At 35.1% G+C, this 21374-nt stretch carries 20 protein-coding genes and 1 other annotated feature; of the genes, 18 read left to right on the forward strand and 2 right to left on the reverse strand.

The window, feature by feature from the left end:
* Positions 1-63: 63 nt before the first annotated feature.
* Both rpsD and JUD45_RS00690 read right to left on the reverse strand, forming a co-directional pair.
* Positions 64-672: a 30S ribosomal protein S4 gene (gene rpsD / locus JUD45_RS00685; protein WP_187155729.1), complete on the reverse strand. Its 609-nt coding sequence runs from the start codon at positions 670-672 to the stop codon at positions 64-66.
* A 198-nt stretch (positions 673-870) separates the two neighbouring features.
* Positions 871-1335 (reverse strand): GAF domain-containing protein, encoded by a 465-nt coding sequence (locus JUD45_RS00690; protein WP_138726956.1) that lies wholly within the window; start codon positions 1333-1335, stop codon positions 871-873.
* Positions 1336-1502: 167 nt separating this feature from the next.
* Between JUD45_RS00690 and JUD45_RS00695 the strand changes: the two genes are divergently transcribed.
* The 18 genes from JUD45_RS00695 (at position 1503) to pgsA (ending at position 21339) form a co-directional block, all read left to right on the forward strand.
* Positions 1503-3212 (forward strand): septation ring formation regulator EzrA, encoded by a 1710-nt coding sequence (locus tag JUD45_RS00695; RefSeq protein WP_203619459.1) that lies wholly within the window; start codon positions 1503-1505, stop codon positions 3210-3212.
* Positions 3213-3315: 103 nt separating this feature from the next.
* Positions 3316-4464 carry a cysteine desulfurase family protein gene (locus tag JUD45_RS00700; RefSeq protein ID WP_203619460.1) on the forward strand — a complete coding sequence of 383 codons (1149 nt, stop codon included), beginning with the start codon at positions 3316-3318 and terminating at the stop codon, positions 4462-4464.
* A gap of 15 nt (positions 4465-4479) precedes the next feature.
* The gene (gene thiI, locus JUD45_RS00705; RefSeq protein ID WP_138741751.1) at positions 4480-5697 is read left to right on the forward strand and encodes a tRNA uracil 4-sulfurtransferase ThiI; all 1218 of its coding nucleotides are present in this window, start codon (positions 4480-4482) and stop codon (positions 5695-5697) included.
* Positions 5698-5809: 112 nt separating this feature from the next.
* Positions 5810-6307, forward strand: a complete 498-nt coding sequence (locus JUD45_RS00710; protein ID WP_203619461.1) for a peroxiredoxin — start codon at positions 5810-5812, stop codon at positions 6305-6307.
* A 45-nt stretch (positions 6308-6352) separates the two neighbouring features.
* Positions 6353-6568, forward strand: a binding site (T-box leader).
* A gap of 37 nt (positions 6569-6605) precedes the next feature.
* A complete protein-coding gene (locus JUD45_RS00715) occupies positions 6606-9266 on the forward strand; it encodes a valine--tRNA ligase (RefSeq protein WP_203619462.1) in 2661 nt (886 codons plus the stop codon).
* A 61-nt stretch (positions 9267-9327) separates the two neighbouring features.
* Positions 9328-10638: a bifunctional folylpolyglutamate synthase/dihydrofolate synthase gene (locus JUD45_RS00720; protein WP_138726974.1), complete on the forward strand. Its 1311-nt coding sequence runs from the start codon at positions 9328-9330 to the stop codon at positions 10636-10638.
* 164 nt (positions 10639-10802) lie between these two features.
* A complete protein-coding gene (locus tag JUD45_RS00725; protein ID WP_034532118.1) occupies positions 10803-11807 on the forward strand; it encodes a rod shape-determining protein in 1005 nt (334 codons plus the stop codon).
* 57 nt (positions 11808-11864) lie between these two features.
* Complete coding sequence (gene mreC / locus JUD45_RS00730; RefSeq protein ID WP_138726950.1) at positions 11865-12716, forward strand: rod shape-determining protein MreC; 852 nt, start codon at positions 11865-11867, stop codon at positions 12714-12716.
* Between the two features lie 11 nt (positions 12717-12727).
* On the forward strand, positions 12728-13246 hold the full coding sequence (mreD, locus tag JUD45_RS00735; RefSeq protein ID WP_138726949.1) for a rod shape-determining protein MreD: 519 nt from the start codon (positions 12728-12730) through the stop codon (positions 13244-13246).
* Between the two features lie 32 nt (positions 13247-13278).
* Positions 13279-13950, forward strand: a complete 672-nt coding sequence (locus tag JUD45_RS00740) for a septum site-determining protein MinC (protein WP_138726948.1) — start codon at positions 13279-13281, stop codon at positions 13948-13950.
* Positions 13950-14753: a septum site-determining protein MinD gene (minD, locus tag JUD45_RS00745; protein ID WP_034534331.1), complete on the forward strand. Its 804-nt coding sequence runs from the start codon at positions 13950-13952 to the stop codon at positions 14751-14753. Before JUD45_RS00740 ends, minD begins: the two co-directional genes overlap by 1 nt.
* 318 nt (positions 14754-15071) lie before the next feature.
* Entirely contained in the window at positions 15072-15710 is a 639-nt protein-coding gene (locus tag JUD45_RS00750) for an amino acid ABC transporter permease (RefSeq protein WP_187155731.1), read from the forward strand.
* A gap of 11 nt (positions 15711-15721) precedes the next feature.
* Positions 15722-16360: an amino acid ABC transporter ATP-binding protein gene (locus tag JUD45_RS00755; protein ID WP_138726946.1), complete on the forward strand. Its 639-nt coding sequence runs from the start codon at positions 15722-15724 to the stop codon at positions 16358-16360.
* 3 nt (positions 16361-16363) lie between these two features.
* Positions 16364-17227 (forward strand): amino acid ABC transporter substrate-binding protein, encoded by an 864-nt coding sequence (locus JUD45_RS00760; RefSeq protein WP_187155732.1) that lies wholly within the window; start codon positions 16364-16366, stop codon positions 17225-17227.
* Between the two features lie 20 nt (positions 17228-17247).
* Complete coding sequence (gene yfmF, locus JUD45_RS00765; RefSeq protein WP_187155733.1) at positions 17248-18522, forward strand: EF-P 5-aminopentanol modification-associated protein YfmF; 1275 nt, start codon at positions 17248-17250, stop codon at positions 18520-18522.
* A complete protein-coding gene (gene yfmH / locus JUD45_RS00770; protein ID WP_187155734.1) occupies positions 18512-19777 on the forward strand; it encodes an EF-P 5-aminopentanol modification-associated protein YfmH in 1266 nt (421 codons plus the stop codon). The genes yfmF and yfmH overlap by 11 nt, the downstream gene beginning before the upstream one ends.
* A 69-nt stretch (positions 19778-19846) precedes the next feature.
* Positions 19847-20704 (forward strand): helix-turn-helix domain-containing protein, encoded by an 858-nt coding sequence (locus tag JUD45_RS00775; RefSeq protein WP_138726942.1) that lies wholly within the window; start codon positions 19847-19849, stop codon positions 20702-20704.
* A 47-nt stretch (positions 20705-20751) separates the two neighbouring features.
* Positions 20752-21339, forward strand: a complete 588-nt coding sequence (gene pgsA, locus JUD45_RS00780; protein WP_138726941.1) for a CDP-diacylglycerol--glycerol-3-phosphate 3-phosphatidyltransferase — start codon at positions 20752-20754, stop codon at positions 21337-21339.
* Positions 21340-21374: the final 35 nt, after the last annotated feature.

Here is a 21374-nt window from a genome sequence, read left to right on the forward strand (position 1 = left end):
GGTAGAAAAAAAGCGTTTTGCAAATGCAAAGCGCTTTTTTGGAGTAACAAGTATAACCATAAATTATAGCTTGTTGTAGTATTCAACGATTAGTGATGCATCGATATCAGCATTCATTTCGTCACGTTGAGGTAATCTAGTTAGAGAACCTTCTAGCTTGTCAGCATCGAATGAAACGTATTGTGGACGACCAACAACAGCTTCAACAGATTCCTTGATGATTTGTAGGTCTTTTGACTTTTCACGAACTGAAACGACTTGACCAACTTTTACTTCGTATGAAGGAATGTCAACACGTTTGCCATCAACAGTGATGTGACCGTGGTTAACTAATTGACGAGCTTGACGACGAGTAGTTGCTAAACCTAAACGGTAAACAACGTTGTCTAGTCTACGTTCTAGTAATACCATGAAGTTATCACCGTGACGACCTTCTCTAATCTTACCCGCACGAACGAATAGTTTTGAGAATTGACGTTCAGTTAAACCGTACATGAAACGTAGCTTTTGCTTTTCCTTCAATTGAGTACCGTATTCTGATAGCTTACCGCGACGACCTTGACCGTGGTCACCTGGTGCGTATGGGCGACGAGCTAATTCTTTACCAGTACCTGAAAGTGAAATACCAAGACGACGAGAAATTCTCCAACTTGGACCTGTATATCTAGACATAAAAATATCCTCCAATAAAAATTATTATTTGGAGTAAAATAATCACTGTACACTTAGTATTCGTGCATATTGCTCTGCAATGTTCACCCCAGCAGCCGTGGGGGGTACTAATTGAACCATTAAGGCATCAATATGTTGACGAGCTTACCGTGTACTGCTGCATTATTTTACACAAAAGTTATTGTATGATTATTACCATTAATTGTCAATGGTAATGTGGCTTTGGAAGACTTTTACAAATTCTTCTAGCATTTCTTGATCTTCCTTTGAAAAACGATCGAAGATAGGGGCGTCAATATCTAAGACACCAAATTGAATCCCATCTTTTTCAATTGGGATTACGATTTCTGATTTACTGTTTGAATCACATGCAATGTGACCAGGAAAATCATTTACATTTTCTACACGGATAGTTTCATTCTTATCAAATGCAGTACCACAGACACCGCTACCGTTTTTAATGTGGACACAAGCAACTTTACCTTGGAAGGGACCAAGAATTAATTCATTCTTGTCATCTACATAAGTGTAGAAACCGGTCCAACTAACATCTGGAAGTTCTTGCATTAGTAGTGCAGAAGCATTTGCCATATTGGCAACGTTGTTGTGTTCGTCGGTTAACAATGCATCTAACTGTTGTGCTAACATTGAATTAATTTTCATAATTGAAAACTCCCTTGTATATATTGATAATTAGGTATTTTAATAATTATCTCGTATGATATAATTGAATATAGTTAATTAGTTTATTATTAAAATATTAAAAATACAAATGTTTAATGCTAAAAAATTAGATTAAAATAAAAAGTTGTAAGGAGACAGATGTCAAAATGATTGATTTGGTTATTTTCATAATAATAGTGCTAGTGGTACTACTATTAGCGACATTCTTTTATCGAAAGAATCTATTTAAACGACTTGACAGTCTTGAAAAACAAAAGGCTAATCTTAAGGACGTAATGGTCGGAGATGAGCTAGAAGCAACTGCTAAAATTAAATTAAATGGTGAATCTTTTGATAAATTTAATGCATACAAAGAACAATATGAAAAAATTACCAATTCAGATTTAACAAGTATCAGAAATGATATGAGCGATGCAGAAGACTTCCTTAATAGTTACAGACTACTATCAGCTAGTGTTACTATCGGTGACTTAGGGGATGCAATTGAAGTTATTGATGGTAAGTTAAATGATATTCATGATGGCTTAAGTCAACTACAAGAGGTAGATAGCTTACATCGTAAAGCTGTTGAAGATGTTGATAATACTATCAGAGAAATTAATCAACAACTTCTATCACAAAACTATTCTTTTGGTCCAAGTAGTGAAAAGCTGGAAGATAAGTTAAGTACCGTTAAGGGTGTCTACGAAGAATTCGTCGCTGAAACTGAAAATGGTGATCAAAACAAAGCTGATGAGTTACTTGGTAAAATCAATGACTTGATTAATGAAATGAATGAATTAATGAAGATTATTCCTGATACATATGTTTCATTATCAAAAGAATTCCCAAGACAATTAGATGAGATTGAACGTGGTCATCGTACTATGATTCAAACTGATTACAACTTTGTTGAAGATGATATTGATGACACTATCAATGCTCTAAAGGAATCATGTCAAGAAGGATTAAAGTCACTTGCGGATCTTGATATTCCTGAAACTAAGAAGACATGCACATATATTGAAGAAACAATTGATTCAATGTACGCCATTATGGAAAAAGAAATTGTTGCTAAGCGTAAGGTTAAGAAGAATATTAGCTTGGTATATGACTTTATTTTCCATGCAAAGAACCAAAATCGTATCTTAAGTGATGAATTAGATGGTTTGAGCAAGAACTACAACTTAGAACATGATGAAATCGAAAAAACTGCTGAACTTGCTGACAAAATCAGTAAAATTGAAACAATTTACAACAATGATTATGATGCAGTTAATGGTAACAAAGCAGTATATTCTGTTATTCAAAAACATCAACAAGATGCTAAACAAGAACTAAGCGCAATTGAAAAACAACAAAAAGACATCAATGATTCTGTTGCTGAATTGAGCCAAGAAGAAAGAGTTGCAAGAGATAGCCTTCAAAAGTTTGATTTACAACTATTAAACATTAGAAGAAGAATTGATAACTTAAATCTTCCTGGTTTAACTGAAGACTTCTTAGAACGTTATGATTACGTATACAATGAAGTTTCTAATTTATCTGCATCAATTAACCAAGTTAAGATTAGTATGGATGAAATTAACCAAAAATTGGCTAATATCTCTGATACTATGGATCAATTGCTATCAGATACAGAAAACATTGTTGATAGTGCAATGCTATCAGAACGTTTAATGCAATTCGCTAACCGTTATAAGAACAACAATGAAGATTTAAATGCTGCCTGTGCACAAGCAAAAGACTATTTTGATAATCGTTACCAATACGAAAAGAGTCTTGCTACTATGGCTGCTGCAATCGAAAAGATTAACCCAGGTGCATACAAGCAAATGGAAACTGAATATTATAACGAAAAGAAAACAACTAAATAAAATAAAGAAGTAACTTTGATGTCATTCAAACGTTACTTCTTTTTTTCTGTTATAATGGCAAATATAGTTGAGTCGGACAAATCCAAAATGAAGAAGGGTAATAATGATATACTTTGACAATAGTGCTACAACAAAACCAGATGATTCTGTTGTCGCAACTTACGATAAAGTAAGCAAAGAATTTTGGGGAAACCCATCTAGTTTACATCAATTCGGTGAACAATCATTCAATTTGTTGGAACAATCTAGAGCACAAATTGCTAAATTACTAGGTGTTTTACCAAGTGAAATATTATTTACCAGTGGTGGAACAGAAGGTGACAACTGGGCAATCAAGGGAACTGCCTTTGAAAAGCGCGCTTATGGGAATCACATTATCGTAAGTTCTGTTGAACATCCTGCAGTAAAGAACTCAGTTGAACAATTAACACAATTGGGCTTCGAAGTTACTTACTTACCAGTTAATGACGAAGGACGTATTTCCGTCGATGATTTAAAGAAGGCTATCAGACCAAGTACTATCTTGGTTTCAATTATGGCTGTAAATAATGAAATCGGTGCAGTTCAACCCATTAAAGAAGTCGGGGAACTTTTAAAGGATTACCCTAACATCAGTTATCACATTGATTCAGTTCAAGGAATTGGTAAGGGAATTCAAGAACTTATTTTTAATGATCGTGTTGATTTTGCCACATTCTCAGGACATAAATTCCATGCACCAAGAGGTGTCGGTTTTATGTACAAACGAAGTGGTAAGAAGATTGCTCCATTAATTACTGGTGGGGGACAAGAACGTAACTTAAGAAGTAGTACAGAAAACCTGCCTGCAATCACTGCAATGGCACGTGCTTTGCGTCTATTATTAGATGATGAAGATAAAAAGGTTGCAAAACAACGCAAAATCAAGCAAAATATTTTAGGACATATTTCTAAATTTGATAAAGTAAAGGTCTTCTCAAAGGATAACGAACACTTTGCACCACATATCTTATGTTTTGCAATCTTAGGAGTTCGTGGTGAAACCATCGTCCATGCGTTTGAAAGTCATGGAATCTTTATTTCAACTACAAGTGCATGTTCTTCTAAACGTCACGTTGCCTCTGGTACTTTATCTGCCATGAAGGTTGATGAAGACGAAGCAACTAGTGCTGTGCGTGTTTCATTAGATGAACATAACACAATGGAAGAATCAGATCGTTTTAATGGAGTCTTTGATGAACTTTATGAAAGATTTAAAAAGATTAACTCATAGAAAGGAAATCCGTGAATGCAATATACTGAAATAATGGTCAGATACGGTGAACTATCCACTAAGGGTAAGAACCGTAAAGACTTTATTAAGCAACTAGGCAAGAACGTTGACAGAGTGTTGCATGATTTTGAAAACTTAAAGGTAAGTGCTAAACGAGATCGTTTACACGTTACTTTGAATGGTGATGACTCAGATAAAGTTATTGAACGTTTAAAGGATGTTTTCGGAATTGAAAACTTCTCTCCTTCAATTAAGGTAGAAAAGGATATCGATAAGGTTAAAGAAACCGCTGTTGAAATGGTTAAAGCCCAATTCAAAGACGGTATGACCTTTAAGATTGACACTCGTCGACAAGACAAGCATTTCCCAATGGACACTCACGACATTAACGATGCTTTAGGTGGATACATCTTGAGTAATGTTGATGGAATCAAGGTTCAAATGAAGAACCCGGATATTAAGTTAAGAGTTGAAGTTCGTATGAACGGAATCTTCTTATCAAGTGAAACCATTGATGGTGCCGGTGGATTACCAGTTGGTACCGGTGGTCGTGCTACTATGATGCTTTCTGGTGGAATTGATTCACCAGTTGCAGCATACATGGGAATGAAACGTGGAGTGAAGTTAGATATGGTTCACTTCTACAGTCCTCCATACACAAGTGAACAAGCATTGGCTAAGGCCAAAGAATTAGCTGCTAAGTTAACTCGTTTTGGTGGTAATATTCAATTCATTCAAGTTCCATTTACCGAAATTCAAGAAGAAATTAAGGAAAAGGTTCCTGAAGGATACTTAATGACTATCCAACGTCGTATGATGTTAAGATTGGCTGCTAAGCTTACACTAGACAGACACTGTAAGGGTGTCTTTACTGGTGAATCACTAGGTCAAGTGGCATCACAAACTCTTGAAAGCATGATGGCAATCAATGACGTAACTACTGTTCCGGTATTGAAACCATTACTTTCAATGGATAAGACAGAAATCATTAAGATTGCTGAAAAAATTGATACTTACGACTTATCAATTATGCCATTTGAAGACTGTTGTACAGTCTTTACTCCTCCTGCACCCAAGACTAAGCCTGATCTAGAAAAGACTAGAGCATGTGAAAAGTTAATTGATGTTGAAGGATTAATGCAACGTTCATTAGATAAAGTTAAGATTATCGACATTAAACCAGGGGAAGAATTCTTGAATGCTCAAGAAGATGTTTTCGCCGAATTACTATAATCTATAAAAAGAGATCATCGTAATTGATGGTCTCTTTTCTTTTTGCTTGCAAATTAATCGTGTAAGTTGTATTTTAAATACTTAACAACTACCATTTAAGGAGATTTATAACATGCAATTAAAATTCTTAGAAAAACCAGTAGAAACAATCAAAGAACCAATGGACAAGGGCCAAGCTCTACCAGATTTCAAGGTGTTAGATTCAAACAACAACGAATTCACTAACAAGGACTTTATTGGAAAGCCAGCATTAATTTTGACGGTTCCAGACGTTAACTCAAGAGCATGTAGTCTAGAAGCTAAGAAGTTCAACAGAAAGTCAGATAAGTACGAAAATGTTGAATTCTACACAGTTTCAAAGAATACTGTTGAAGAACAAAGTGAATGGTGTGCTGCTAAGGGTGTTGAAAGCATGCACTTACTATCAGATGCTGATAATAACTTTGGTATGGCTTCAGGTACTTATGTTAAGGATATTGATGCCTTGGCTCGAGTGGTTTACGCCATTGATGCTAACGGTGAAATTGTTTACCGCCAAGTGGTTGAAGAAATTGGTTCACAACCAGATTTCAACGAAGCAGAAGCTGTTGTTGAAAAATTAAACAAATAGAGTTGACGATTTTCCAAAAATTGTCTAATATAATCAATATAGATTACAAATGCGAAGATCAAGAGAGTAGTTTTGGTAATGAGTACCAGAGAAAAGATGACTAGGTGAGACATCTTTCCGTTATCAAAATGAATGTAGCTTGTGAGCATTCATATTGATATTGATAATTTAGATATGAACGGGCCATCGTTAATTGGATTAAGAGAAAGTATTTTTTTAATGCTTTAAATTAGGTGGTACCGCGAGCACTTCGTCCTATTGGATGGAGTGCTCTTTTTATTTACTGGAGGGATGGACTATGGCAAAAGAAACTGAAATGTCTACAAAGTATGACCATAACGCCGTTGAATCTGGTCGTTATGAAAAATGGCTAGAACAAGACGTTTTCAAACCAAGTGGTGACAAAAAGGCAAAACCTTACTCAATCGTTTTACCACCACCAAACGTTACAGGTAAGCTTCACTTAGGACATGCATGGGATACAACCCTACAAGACATGTTAATCAGACAAAAGAGAATGTTAGGATACGATACCCTATGGGTTCCTGGTATGGACCATGCTGGTATCGCTACTCAAGCTAAGGTTGAAGCAAAACTAAGAGATCAAGGTGTTTCTCGTTACGATTTAGGTCGTGAAAAGTTTGTCGACAAAGTTTGGGAATGGAAAGATGAATACGCAGCAACTATCAAGAAACAATGGGCTAAGATGGGACTTTCACTTGATTACTCACGTGAACGTTTCACTTTAGACGATGGTTTATCAGAAGCTGTTCGTAAGGTTTTCGTTGATTTATACAACCAAGGTTTAATTTACCGTGGTGAATACATTATCAACTGGGATCCACAAGCACAAACTGCTTTATCAGATATTGAAGTTATTCATAAAGATGATAAAGGTGCTTTCTACCATGTTAAGTACCCATTTGTAGACGGTACTACTTTTGATGGTAAAGACTACATTGAAATTGCCACTACACGTCCTGAAACTATGTTTGGGGATGTTGCCGTAGCTGTTAACCCAAGTGATGAAAGATACAAAGACATCGTTGGTAAGAAGATTATGGTTCCTCTAGTACAAAGAGAAATTCCAATCATCGCTGACCAATATGTAGACCCTGAATTCGGTACTGGTATGGTTAAGATTACTCCAGCCCATGACCCTAATGACTTCAAGGTTGGTAACAGACATGACTTAAAACGTATTAACACTATGAATGTTGACGCAACTATGAATGAAAACGCCGGCAAGTACGTTGGTATGGATCGTTTTGATGCTAGAAAAGCAATGGTTGCTGATCTAGAAGACCAAGGTTACATGCTAAAGGTTGACCCAATTGTTCACTCAGTTGGTCACTCTGAAAGAACCGGTGTCCAAGTTGAATCAAGACTTTCAACTCAATGGTTCGTTAAGATGCAACCACTAGCTGACCGCGCGGTTAAGAACCAATCAACTGATGATAAGGTTAACTTCGTGCCAGAACGTTTTGAAAACACATTCACTCAATGGATGGACAACATTCATGATTGGGTTATCTCAAGACAACTATGGTGGGGTCACAGAATTCCAGCATGGTACAACAAACAAACAGGCGAAATGTATGTTGGAATGGAAGCTCCTAAGGATGCTGAAAACTGGGAACAAGATCCAGACGTTCTAGATACTTGGTTCTCATCTGCATTATGGCCATTCTCAACTCTAGGTTGGCCTGATGAAAACTCAGAAGACTTCAAACGTTACTTCCCAACTAATACTTTAGTTACTGGTTACGATATTATCTTCTTCTGGGTATCAAGAATGATTTTCCAAAGTCTTACATTTACAGACCGTCGTCCATTCAAGGATGTTTTACTTCACGGATTAATGCGTGATGCACAAGGCCGTAAGATGAGTAAATCACTTGGTAATGGTATTGATCCAATGGATGTTATCGATAAGTACGGGGTTGACGCTTTGCGTTGGTTCTTAGCTACTGGTAACACAGCAGGACAAGACGTTCGTTTCAGTTATGAAAAGATTGAAGCTGCTTGGAACTTCATTAACAAGTTATGGAACGCTAGTCGTTACGTAATCATGAACCTAGGTGATATGGAAAAACCAGAATTACCTGATTCATCAGAATGGAACCTAGCAGACAAGTGGATTTTAAGTAAGTTAAACAGCGTAGTTAACCAAGTTACTGATCATTTTGAAAAGTACAACTTCGGTGAAGCTGGCCGTGCATTATACGACTTCATTTGGAATGACTTCTGTGACTGGTACATTGAAATGAGTAAAGAAACTCTAACTGGTGACGATGAAAAGGCTAAGAATAACACTAGAAACATCCTAGCTTACACATTAGATAAGATTTTGAAACTAATGCACCCAATGATGCCATTTGTTACTGAAAAGATTTGGTTAACAATGCCTCATGAAGGTGAATCAATCGTGGTTGCTCCATACCCAGTTAACCATGACGAATTCAAGGATGCTAAGGCAGAAAAAGATATGGCTGCACTAATTGAATTGATTAAGGTAGTTAGAAATATCAGATCACAAGCTAATGCTCCAATGTCATCATCAATCGACTTATTAGTTAAGACTGACAATGATGACTTGAAGAACATCTTCGAAGAAAATAAGCATTACATCGATCGTTTCTGTCATCCAAAGGAATTATCAATTGGTTCAGATGTTGTAGCTCCTAAATTAGCTATGACTGGAATCATGACTGATGCTGAAATTAGTATTCCTTTAGCAGAACTAGTTGATTTAGATGAAGAAATCGCTAGAATCGAAAAGGAAATCGAAAACTACACATTTGAGGTACAACGTGCCGAAAGGAAACTTGCTAACAAGAAGTTTGTTGACAACGCTCCAGAACAAGTTGTTAACGCTGAAAAAGAAAAGCAAGCTGATAACCAATCAAAGTTAGATGCTGCAAAGCAACGACTAGAAGAAATTAAGAGTCAAAAGTAATTTAGATTAACTAAAGAGTCGGGCGATATTGGCCCGGCTCTTTTTTGAAGGGATGACAAAAATGGATTATGAAACAGCACTTAGCTTTATCCATGGTAGATATAAGTTTAAAAAGCATCCGAGCCTAGATATTATCAAAGACCTTTTGAATCGTTTAGGAAACCCACAAAAAGACATTAATGCCATTCATGTCGCTGGAACCAATGGGAAGGGGTCTACGGTTGCATACCTTAGAAATATCTTCCAAGCAGACCATAAAACGGTCGGAACATTTACATCACCATTTTTAATTAAGTTCAATGAACGTATTAGTGTTGACGGCGATCCGATTGCAGACGATGAATTGGTGGAATTAGTGGAAACAATTAAGCCAATTGCCGAAGAAATGGATGAGACAATCCCTGGTGGTGGGCCCACAGAATTTGAAATTATTACTGCCATGATGTTTTTATACTTTGCCAAGCATCCAGTCGATGTTGTGATTGTAGAAGTCGGAATCGGTGGTATTTTGGATTCAACAAACGTATTTGAACCAACGGTTTCTGTGATAACTACTATTGGGATGGATCACATGAAACTATTAGGTGATACGATTCCAAAGATTGCTAGTCAAAAAGCAGGAATTATTAAACAAAATCGCCCGGTCGTAATCGGTAAGGTCGATGATGATGCAATGAATGTTTTTAAGAACAAGGCGTCAGCACTAGATGCACAGCTATATTCTTACGGTAGTGAATTTAATACTTCCAAACCTGTTATGAACAATAATTGGCAACAATCATTTGACTACGAAGATGACGACAACTTAGTTCGAAACATTAAGACCAGTTTGTTAGGGTTTTATCAACCACACAACGCTGCTTGTGCGATTAAAGCATATGTTTTGCACCAACAAGATAAAGGTAAAGAGGTTAATAGTTCAGCAATCATTAAGGGAATTACCAATACAACGTGGCCAGGTCGATTCGAAAGGGTTAATGACCAACCACTCGTTGTATTGGATGGGGCACATAATATTGATGCCGTTAACGAAATCAAAAAGTTATTAACCAAGGATTTTGCATCAAACGAAATTTACATCATTATCGGTATCTTAGCCGATAAAGATTACATGGATATGCTGAATATTCTAGGTAGTATTAATAATGTTCATTTAGTATTAACTAAGTTTGAAGCTTATGGTTCGCGTCAAAGTGTGAATGTTGATGAAATAAGTGGTCAAGTTGAGGCTAAAAATTCAGTTTCCGTTATTGATGATTGGAAACAGGCAATTGCTCAAACTGCTGGTGAAGTGTCCGAAGATGATATGATTTTAATCACTGGATCACTATATTTCATCTCAGATGTGCGAAAATTATTCAAATTACAATAAAAAATTGTTAAATTTTAAATTCTTTAATGATAAATGTTGAAAAATCGTATACACTAGAGAGTGTTATTAAAAATTAAAAAATAACTATGGTATACTAAGAAGTATGCAAAAAAGGTGAAATTAAAAATAGCCAGCCAAATGTAATTATGAAGGGATGAAAAACTGTGTTTGGATTTGGAACTAAAAATATTGGAATTGATTTAGGAACTGCCAACACAATTGTTTACGTTGATGGTAAAGAAATTGTGTTAAGAGAACCTTCAGTTGTTGCTAAGAATACAAAAACTGGAGAAATCGTTGCAGTTGGACAAGAAGCAAGAGATATGATTGGTCGTACTCCTGCTAGCATTTCTGCAATTAGACCTATGAAAGATGGGGTAATTGCTGACTACGAAACTACTGTTACAATGCTAAAATACTACATTAATAAGACTGTAGGTCACGCTTCAGGTAAGCCTTACGTTATGGTCTGTGTACCAAGTGGTATTACAGCAGTTGAAAAGAGAGCCGTAATTGATGCAACTCGTGTTGCTGGTGCAAAGGATGCTTACGTAATTGAAGAACCTTTCGCAGCTGCTATTGGTGCAGGTCTACCAATTATGGACCCAACTGGTAGTATGGTTGTTGATATTGGTGGTGGTACTACTGATGTTGCTACTATTTCACTAGGTGGTATCGTATCAAGTAGATCACTTCGTGTAGCCGGTGACCGTCTAAATGACGCAATTGCCGCTTACATCAGAAAGAAGTACAACCTATTAATCGGTGAAAGAACAGCTGAAAAGCTAAAATGGGATATCGGTTCAGCTTCAATTGAAGGTGCTAAAGATATCGAAAACGTTACTATTCGTGGTAGGTACCTACTAACTGGTTTACCAAAGAGTGTGGAAATTACTGCTGAAGATGTAGCAAACGCTATTTCAGAACCAATTCAAGAAATCATTGGAACTGTTAAGGAAACCCTTGAAGAAACATCTCCAGAAATCTCTGCTGATGTTATCGATCATGGTATCGTCTTAACTGGTGGTGGTGCTTTATTGAAGAACTTACCACAAGTTATTTCAGAAGCTACTAAGGTTCCAGTTTCAATCGCTAAGAACCCGCTAGATTGTGTTGCAATCGGAACTGGTGAATCATTAAAGAGCATTGATATTATGAAGAGAAAATAGATTAAATAAGCGGGGAGGTTATCTTCCCGCTTATTTACTAGTTCGGAGGATTGAAAAATGCGTAAATTTTTCTCCAATCGAAAGTGGTTAACTGCCATTTTGATTTTTATTATTTGTTTAGGATTTATTTCTGTTTCTGTTTCTACCAGAAATAACAAATCAATGCCACCATTTGTCCAACGATTTGGAAATGATGTGGTCGGAATTACTAGTTGGGCTGTTGCTATACCAGCTAACTCAATTAGACATGCCGGTGAAACTGTAAATAATTTAATTAACACATATAAAGAAAATCAAAAGCTAAAAGCACAAGTAGAAACAATTACAGCAACTAAGGTTAGAGACCAAGCTATTCAAAGTGAAAATGATCAACTAAAACGTGAACTAAAAATTAAAAGTGGTTTAGCTGATTACAATCCAATCGTTGCTGAAGCTTTAGTTAGAACTCCTTCTGCTTGGAATGATCAATTTGTTATTAACAAAGGTTCATCCGCAGGAGTTAAAAAGAACATGTCCGTTCTTGGCGCTAAAGGATTAATTGGTCGTGTCATTGAAGTTAATAACAGTAACAGTAAAGTTGAACTAATTTCAAATACTGTGGATTCTGATAACAAGTTCCCTGTACAAGCTACCAACTCAAAGGGTGAAACTGTTAATGGAATTATTAACGGTTATGACAGAAAGACAGGACAATTAATCGTTGGTCATTTAAATACCAAGGTTAAGATTAAGGTAAATGACAAAGTATCTACTAATGGTCTTGGTGGAATAACACCAAAAGGTATTTATGTAGGTAAGGTTGCAAAGGTAACAACTGATGACTATGGAACTGCTGCGAAGTTGTATATTCAAACACCAGCAAACATGAATGATCTTGAAGTTGTTACAGTTGTAGATAAAACATCATAGGGGTGATTTGAATGAGAGAACGTCAGCCAATTAGATATGTTTTCATAATTGGATTGTTCATTTCTTTGTTCTTGGATGGATCAATTTCATTAATTTTTAGTCACCTTCTATATGGTAAATATATATTAGTCCCAAGCATTACATTTGCATGGTTATTCTTTGGTATGTACTTCATTAATCGAACAAATGAACATGTTGAAATATGGGCAGCAATTGCTGGATTATTGTTTGATTTGTTCTATACCGGAATACTAGGGGTTTACGTTATTATTTTCCCACTTGCAATTATTATCGGTCGAAAGCTATATCGCTTTTTACCAATGAATATTGTCACCGGATTGTTTTCATTTGCGTTTAACATTGCACTAATTAATGTTTTGGCATATGGACTAAATCGTTTAATGAATGCTACTAATATGGCAGCTGGGTACTTTTTAATTCATGCAGTGATTCCAACTGTATTGTTTAACTCAGTGTTATTCTTAATTTTGTACGTGCCAATCGGGGTATTATTTGATCGAATTGAGTAAGTAATAAAAGAGATAAGAGGGAGTATCTATAAATGCAATCTGTAGTACTTAAAGGAACCAAAGACGGATATGAGTTAATTTTAAAAGAGACAGCTAGTGTTAGAGAAATCCTAGTTGATTTGAAGCAACTATTAGAAGGCCTTGGCGAAGAAAGTGAAAAAGGCAAAGACCAATTACATTTGAATGTTCAGATGGGTAACAGATTGATGTCAGAAGAAGATAAAAATGATATCATTAAGTTAGTTGATGACTACAAAAATTTAGTTATTGATAGCTTTTTATCCAACGTTATTACCAAGGAAGAATCAGCTAAAATCATGGCTCAAAACAATGTTGAAGTGATGAGCAGAGTGATTAGAAATGGTCAAGAAGTAAATGTCGATGGTGATGTTTTATTCTTTGGTAAAATTCATGAAGGTGGAAAGTTAATTGCCACTGGTAATGTGTTTAATATGGGAGTTATCGAAGGAATTGTTCAAGCAGGATGTCCTGATGATGAAAGCAAGTTAATTATCGGTAATTTACATACAGCACAACAAGTTCGTGTAGGAGAACAATACGATATTGTTGCAGATCGTCCAATCGAAGATTCTGAAAAAACAGTAGTATATGTAAACGACCTACACGTGCTAAGTTATGGTAAAATAAAGAATCTAAAAGAGATTAATCCAAAGTTCTTTAATCGAATTGGAGGTATTGAATAATGGGAAAAGCCATTGTAATTACATCAGGTAAAGGTGGAGTTGGAAAGACAACTTCAAGTGCTAATATTGGAATTGCTTTAGCAATGATGGGAAAAAGAGTTTGTTTGATTGACTTAGATATTGGTCTAAGAAACCTAGATGTTGTTATGGGTCTAGATAATCGTGTTATGTACGATATCGTAGATGTTGCAACTGGTAGAGTAAAGCTAGTTCAAGCAATGGTGAAAGATAAGCGTTTTGATGACTTATTATATCTATTACCTGCAGCCCAAAATACTGATAAGACAGCTCTAAACGAAGAACAAGTAAAGAGTATTGTTGACGAATTAAAACCAGATTTTGACTATGTCTTTATTGACTGTCCAGCCGGTATCGAACAAGGTTTCATTAACGCTGTTTCCGGAGCAGACGGTGCAATTGTTGTTACCACTCCAGAAATTTCAGCAGTTCGTGATGCCGATCGAGTAATTGGTTTATTAGAACAACATCCACTTCAAGAAACACCAAAATTAATTATTAATCGTATCAGAAAGTCATTAATGCAAGATGACAACTACATGGATGTTGATGAAATCACCACCCATTTAGGAATTGATTTATTAGGTATTATCTTAGATGATGATAAAGTTATTAGTACTTCAAATAACGGTGAATCAATTGTTATGAACCCTGATAACCCAACAGCTCAAGGTTACAGAAACGTAGCTAGAAGACTTGAAGGTGAAACTGTTCCATTGATGAAGATTGATGTCAAAAAGGAAAGTGCTTGGGATAAGTTTAAGCATTTATTTAAACGTAACTAAACTTTGTTATTGACTTACGATTGAAATTAAGTTATTTTATTAATTATTAAAAGACTTTGAGCAGAAATGCATTTGTATGTAATTCACAGAGATCCTAGTAACAGGTGAAAGCTAGGTAATTACAGCAGGTGTTCACATCTGTGAGTTGTTATTCTGAACGTAATTAGGAATAAACCGGTGCAGCCGTTATCTGCGAGTCAATAGACTCACTGAGCTATTTTGCGCGAGCAGAATAGGAAATTAGGTGGCACCACGTTTTCAACGTCCTTTTAGCATATTGCTAAAAGGGCGTTTTTTTTATCAAAGGAGGAATAATTAATGCAATATATTTTAGAAATATTACCTTCACTATTTTCTGGGGTAGTAACAACATTAGAGATTTTCGCATTAACAATCGTATTATCAATCCCATTAGGAGTTTTATTTTCCTTAGCATTAACAGGAAAAAATATTATCAAAGTAATTTTTGAATTTTATGTCTGGATCATGCGAGGAACACCGCTATTATTACAATTGATTTTTATCTTTTATGGTTTACCAATTATCGGAATTGTTTTTCCAAGATTTGAAGCAGCTGTAATTGCATTCGTTCTAAACTATGCAGCATACTTTGCTGAAATCTTTAGAGGTGGTTTCCAATCAATTCCAAAGAACCAATTCGAAAGTGCCAAGATGCTTCGATTAAGTCGTTGGCAAACTCTTCGCAACATTGTAATTCCACAAGTTTTCAAAATTGTGTTACCTTCAATCGGAAACGAAGTAATTAACCTAGTTAAAGACTCATCATTAGTTTACGTAATTGGTATTGGTGACTTATTACAAGCCGGAAACATCGCAACAGCCCGTGATGTTACATTGGTTCCATTAATTCTAGTTGCGGTATTCTACTTGGTATTAACAGCAGTATTAACATTAGTACTAAGAAAAATTGAACAACGTTTTGATTACTGGAGATAGGAGGGATTAACATGTTTCAAGTAAAAAATTTAAATAAGAGTTTTCAAGGTAAGACAATTATCAAGGATATGAACCTAGATGTTGAAGACAACGAAATTTTAAGTATTGTTGGTCCTTCTGGTGCTGGTAAGACAACGCTACTAAGATGTATCACTGGTCTAGAAAAAGCCGATTCAGGTAAGTTCTTCTTTGATGGTGAAGAAATTGATCCAACTGACGACTCAAAATCAGTTATTGGGGTCGTATTCCAAGACTTTGGATTATTCCCAAACCTAACTGTAATTGAAAATATTATTTTAGCACCACAATTAGTGTTAAAGAAGTCAAAAGAAGAAGCACTAAAAGAAGCAAAAGAACTAATTGATAAATTGGATTTAACTGGTAAAGAAGACCTTTATCCATACCAATTATCTGGTGGACAAAAACAACGTGTGGCAATTGTTAGAACTTTAGCAATGCACCCAAAGATTATTTGTTACGATGAACCAACATCTGCATTGGATCCTAAGTTAAGTGAAGAAGTTGGAAAAATTATTTTAGATTTAAAGAAACAAAATATCACACAACTTGTGGTTACCCACGATGTTGCATTTGCGAACCAAGTTGCTGATAAAGTGAAGGAAGTTAGACCTTTTAAAGAGGAGGGGTAGTCTATGAAGACCAAAATGTTAAAAATGGTTGGACTTATTAGTGTCTGTTTGATGGCAGTTATCATGTTATCTGGTTGTGAATCCGTAACACAAAAAGCGGATCATCAAGATACATGGAGCCGTATTCAAAAGAACAAGCAAGTGACCATTGGTCTAGATGTTACCTTTGTTCCGATGGGGTATGAAAACCAAAGTGGTAATATTGTTGGTTTCGACGTTGATTTAGCCAATGCTGTATTTAAACAATATGGCATTAAGCCAGTCTTTCAACCAATTGATTGGTCAATGAACGTAACTGAACTAAGAAATACGACTATTGACTTAATCTGGAATGGTTTTACAATTACTCCAGAAAGGCAAGCTGTTGTTAACTTCAGTAAGCCATACTTGGCAAATGATCAAGAATTAGTTACTTTGAAGTCATCTCACATTAATAAATTTAGTGATATGAAGGGCAAATATCTAGGTGCCCAAAATGGTTCAGCAGGTCTAAATGATATTAATGACCAACCAAAATTATTAAAACAATATATTAAAAATCAATCACCAATTCTATATAATTCATTTACTAATGCATTTATTGACTTGAATCATGGTAGAATTAGTGGACTGTTAATTGATAGCACATATGCAAATTACTACATTGCTCACCAAGCTAACCCTGGTTTATATAAAGTGGTTAGAGGTAAGTTCCCACCAGAAGAATTTGGTGTCGGAATTCGTAAGGGTGATAAGACAATGCAAGCTAAGATTAATGCTGCATTCAAGAAGTTAGCAAAGAATGGTGAATTAAAGAAGATTTGTGAAAAGTGGTTTGGAAAGAACTACAATACACCATTAATGAAATTAACAAATAATATGAAATAAGAACTAGAGGTGGGGTTTTGTTGCATAAGAAATTAGCTAATGGAGTAGACTTAAATGTTATTTTGGAAGATAAATTCAAAACAATTTCATTTACTTTTGATCTAGTTAGCGAGGCTATTCCAGAAAATTTTGCTAAACGAGCAGTACTTGCAGAATTGATGGAAATTAGTAATCAAGATTATCCAACGCAATCCAAATTAGCAAGATACTTATCATCAATGTATGGAGCCAGTTTTGGAACCAACGTTTTGAGATATGGTAATTTGTCAGTTCTAAGAATTAACTTGAGTATCCCAAACCCAAAGTTTGTAGATGCAAAAGATGATTTATTACAACAGGCTGTTAGTTTTATTTATAGTGTAGTATTCAAGCCATTGGTTTCTGATAGTCAATTTGATAAGGATACATTTACCTTACAAAGAAATAACATGAAAAAATATGTTGAATCAGTTGCTGATGACAAACAATATTATGCGTCAATTCAATTGAAGAAATTATTTTACAAGGACTACTTAAACCGTGGTTCTTTTATATTTGGGACACCCAATGATTACGATGCAATCGATAATCGAAACGAATATGAATATTATTCTTCGGTATTGAAGAACGATAATATCAAGATTTCTGTAATTGGAGATGTTGATGAAGGAAAGATTCAAAGCTTATTTGAAGAATTCAACTTATCAGATCGAAGCGTTGAATACGAACTAGAACCATTGACCTCATTTAATATGAATGACGAAGTGGAAATGGTTGATAAGAAGATTCAATCTTCACAAAGCTGTTTGAACCTAGGATACCGTTTGCCAATTTTCTATAACGATAAAGAAGCGATGGCAGCCGTTTTATTCAATGCTATTTTTGGTGGAACGCCACAATCAAAACTATTCAAGAATGTTAGAGAAAAGAACAGTTTAGCCTACAGTGCAAGCAGTTCATATAACTCAATTAATGGATTTGTGATGGTTAGCACTGGTATCAATTACACTAACAAGGATAAAGTGTTATCAATTGTGAAAGAACAACTTGATGATATCGCTAGTGGAAATGTCGATATCGATGTTTTAAATAGCATTAAGGCTGAAATGATTAATGCCAAAAAATCTGTTTTGGATAGTCCTCGCCAAAACATGGAACAACAATTTGTTAATGGACTATTAAAACGAGCTTTGTCATTTGATGAATGGAAAGAACGTGTTAATGGCGTTACCATCGATCAAATCGCTGAAGTTGCTAAAAAAGTAGAATTAAATTCAATTTTCTTCTTAGATGGGAGGATTGATGATGCAAATTAAGGAATATCGTAAGTTTAACGAAAAAGTTTACATTGATAAGATGGATAACGGATTATCAGTAGTAGTAGTACCAAAGAAGGGCTATCAAAAGACGTATGCCACACTTTCAGTTAAATATGGATCTATTGATACCAACATTAACGGTAAAAATTATCCAGCAGGGATTGCTCATTTCCTAGAACATAAGATGTTTGATAAGAAAGATCATGATGCTATGGATGTTTTTTCAAAATACGGTGCTGGTTCTAATGCGTTTACTAGTTTTAATAAAACCAGTTATCTATTTTCAACAACTGATAATGTTTATGAAAATCTAAATGAGTTATTGGACTTTGTTCAAGAACCTTACTTCGATGATGCCAAGGTTGAAAAAGAAAAGGGAATCATTGGACAAGAAATTAGTATGTATGATGATGAACCGGGTGCAGTGTTGTTCTTTAAGACTGTTCAAAATATGTTTCCTGATACACCATTAAATGTTGATATCGCAGGGACAGAAAATTCAATTTATAAGATTACTAAGCAAGACTTGTATGATTCTTACAATTATTTCTATCAACCACAAAATATGCAACTTACCGTTGTTGGAAACGTGATTCCTCAAGATATCTTTAAGTGTGTTTCCGACAATCAAGGTAAGAAGGCATTCGATCAACCAAAGGAAGTTAAGAGAACTAAGATTGAATCTTCTTCAATTGTTAAAGAAACAAACCATTACATGGATGTTAATCGTCCCAAGGTAGCTCTTGGAATTAAGGGTGATTCCAAATACAATGGTAATATCAAATATGAACTATCCATTTCATTATTACTACAACTTCTGTTATCCGAAGGTTCTGAAATCTATGAAAAAATGTACAATGATGGAATTATCGATGATTCATTTGGCTTCGATTTCGATTGTGAAGAACAATTTAACTTTGCGGTGCTTGCAGGTGAAACCGAAAAGGTCGATGAATTCATTGATAGAATATCTGACGTATTGGTTAACTTCTCCGACTATATCTCAGATAAAGCCGATGAATTTGAGCTAATTAAAAAAGAAGAAATTGGTCAACATGTCTCAATGATGAATTCAATTGAGGCAATTGCTAATAACATGTCAAATGAAGAACATGATTTTGAAAATATTTATGATGAAATTGAAATGATTAAACAATTAGAATTAGATGATTTAATTCATTATGGTAAATTATTCTTAAATCCTGACATGATAGTGAAAAATAAGATTTTTCCTAAAAATAAATTAGTTTAGATACTTAGATAATATGGCGAATTATGATATACTGTAGATGTAAAATAATAAATAAGTGGAGTAATACCTATGCAAAATAACAATGGAAAACAAGTAGAAATTGGTAAATCACTACACGAAGCACGTGTCGCCAAGGGAATGTCCATTGACGATATTCAAAAGATTACCAAAATTCAAAAACATTACCTTGAAGCAATCGAACAGGGGAACTTTGCTGAACTTCCTGGTGATTTTTACGTTCGCGCGTTTATTAAGCAATTCGCTGACACTGTTGGCGTTAACGGTATTGAACTATTAAATGAACATGACGATAGTCTACCAGATACTCAAAGTGAAGAATATGCTGATGAAGTATCAAAGGATGATGTTAATACCCGAGTAGCTAGTCGTAGTCGTGAACAAAGAAAAGATTCATTCCGTAAGGTTATTCCAACCATCGGAATTATCGTGGCAATTCTAGTAGTTGTTTGCGGTATTTGGGCAGTTGTTGTACATACTAATAGTTCTTCTCAAACTAGCATTAGTAGCAGTTCCGTTTCAGTTACTGGTTCTTCTGAATCATCAAGTTCATCAAGCAAAAAAGCCGATGACAAGAAGAAAGATGATAAGAAGTCCACTGAAGGAAAAACTACCATTAAGGAAGTTAGCGCTACTAAGTATAATGTGACTGGTCAAAAAGAAAACACTGTTACTCTAAAGGCTACTGGTAGAGCATGGTCATCAATTATGGCTGATAACAACACTCTATTCCAAGGCTCACAAAACAGTGGTGATAAAAAGGATGTTAAGCTTCCAGCTAACACTAAGAGTGTTAACATTTCATTAGGTAATACCCAAGGTGCAAAAATCTTGGTAAATGGTACCGAATTGAAATACGACAAGAACACACCTTTAACTACACAAATTACATTAGAATTTAGTAAATAAAAAAAGAGGGCTTTGTAAAGCTCTTTTTTATTTCTTTGGAGGAAATTATGAATTTACCAAACAAACTTACATTAATTAGAATAATAATGATTCCATTATTCATTATCTTACTTTCATGTGATATTAACATGGGAACAGTTATCTGGTTAGGAACAAGTATTCAAGTTACCAGAATCGTTGCAGCAATTGTATTTGCAGCAGCATGTATCACTGATTTTTTAGACGGTCAAATTGCCAGAAGACAACACCTAGTTACCAACTTCGGTAAGTTTGCTGATCCATTAGCAGACAAAATGATTGTTATGTCAGCATTCATTATCCTAGTTTCATTTGGATTTGTTCCTGCATGGATTGCAGCTGTAATCGTATGTCGTGAATTAGCTGTTACTGGTCTAAGACTAATCGTTGTTGAAAACGATGGTCAAGTCATTGCTGCCGCATGGCCTGGTAAGATTAAGACATTCAGTCAAATGCTTGCAATCATCTTATTATTAATGAATGATTTCTTATTCATTCCATTTACAACCATTGGCTTTGGTACATTACTACTTTACATCTGTTTATTCTTTACTGTTTACTCAGGTGTTGAATACTTCTGGAAGAGTCGTTTTATTTTTGCAGATTCTTTCAAGTAAAACGATTTAATTATCGTATATATATATCAGAAAGG

Source organism: Apilactobacillus nanyangensis (assembly GCF_016861915.1).
GTDB lineage: Bacteria > Bacillota > Bacilli > Lactobacillales > Lactobacillaceae > Apilactobacillus > Apilactobacillus nanyangensis.

Bases quoted from the DNA above. Each gene is read 5' to 3' on its own strand.
- rpsD (WP_187155729.1), bottom strand. From the start codon at position 672: ATGTCTAGATATACAGGTCCAAGTTGGAGAATTTCTCGTCGTCTTGGT.
- JUD45_RS00690 (WP_138726956.1), bottom strand. From the start codon at position 1,335: ATGAAAATTAATTCAATGTTAGCACAACAGTTAGATGCATTGTTAACC.
- JUD45_RS00695 (WP_203619459.1), top strand. From the start codon at position 1,503: ATGATTGATTTGGTTATTTTCATAATAATAGTGCTAGTGGTACTACTA.
- JUD45_RS00700 (WP_203619460.1), top strand. From the start codon at position 3,316: ATGATATACTTTGACAATAGTGCTACAACAAAACCAGATGATTCTGTT.
- thiI (WP_138741751.1), top strand. From the start codon at position 4,480: ATGCAATATACTGAAATAATGGTCAGATACGGTGAACTATCCACTAAG.
- JUD45_RS00710 (WP_203619461.1), top strand. From the start codon at position 5,810: ATGCAATTAAAATTCTTAGAAAAACCAGTAGAAACAATCAAAGAACCA.
- JUD45_RS00715 (WP_203619462.1), top strand. From the start codon at position 6,606: ATGGCAAAAGAAACTGAAATGTCTACAAAGTATGACCATAACGCCGTT.
- JUD45_RS00720 (WP_138726974.1), top strand. From the start codon at position 9,328: ATGGATTATGAAACAGCACTTAGCTTTATCCATGGTAGATATAAGTTT.
- mreC (WP_138726950.1), top strand. From the start codon at position 11,865: ATGCGTAAATTTTTCTCCAATCGAAAGTGGTTAACTGCCATTTTGATT.
- mreD (WP_138726949.1), top strand. From the start codon at position 12,728: ATGAGAGAACGTCAGCCAATTAGATATGTTTTCATAATTGGATTGTTC.
- JUD45_RS00740 (WP_138726948.1), top strand. From the start codon at position 13,279: ATGCAATCTGTAGTACTTAAAGGAACCAAAGACGGATATGAGTTAATT.
- minD (WP_034534331.1), top strand. From the start codon at position 13,950: ATGGGAAAAGCCATTGTAATTACATCAGGTAAAGGTGGAGTTGGAAAG.
- JUD45_RS00750 (WP_187155731.1), top strand. From the start codon at position 15,072: ATGCAATATATTTTAGAAATATTACCTTCACTATTTTCTGGGGTAGTA.
- JUD45_RS00755 (WP_138726946.1), top strand. From the start codon at position 15,722: ATGTTTCAAGTAAAAAATTTAAATAAGAGTTTTCAAGGTAAGACAATT.
- JUD45_RS00760 (WP_187155732.1), top strand. From the start codon at position 16,364: ATGAAGACCAAAATGTTAAAAATGGTTGGACTTATTAGTGTCTGTTTG.
- yfmH (WP_187155734.1), top strand. From the start codon at position 18,512: ATGCAAATTAAGGAATATCGTAAGTTTAACGAAAAAGTTTACATTGAT.
- JUD45_RS00775 (WP_138726942.1), top strand. From the start codon at position 19,847: ATGCAAAATAACAATGGAAAACAAGTAGAAATTGGTAAATCACTACAC.
- pgsA (WP_138726941.1), top strand. From the start codon at position 20,752: ATGAATTTACCAAACAAACTTACATTAATTAGAATAATAATGATTCCA.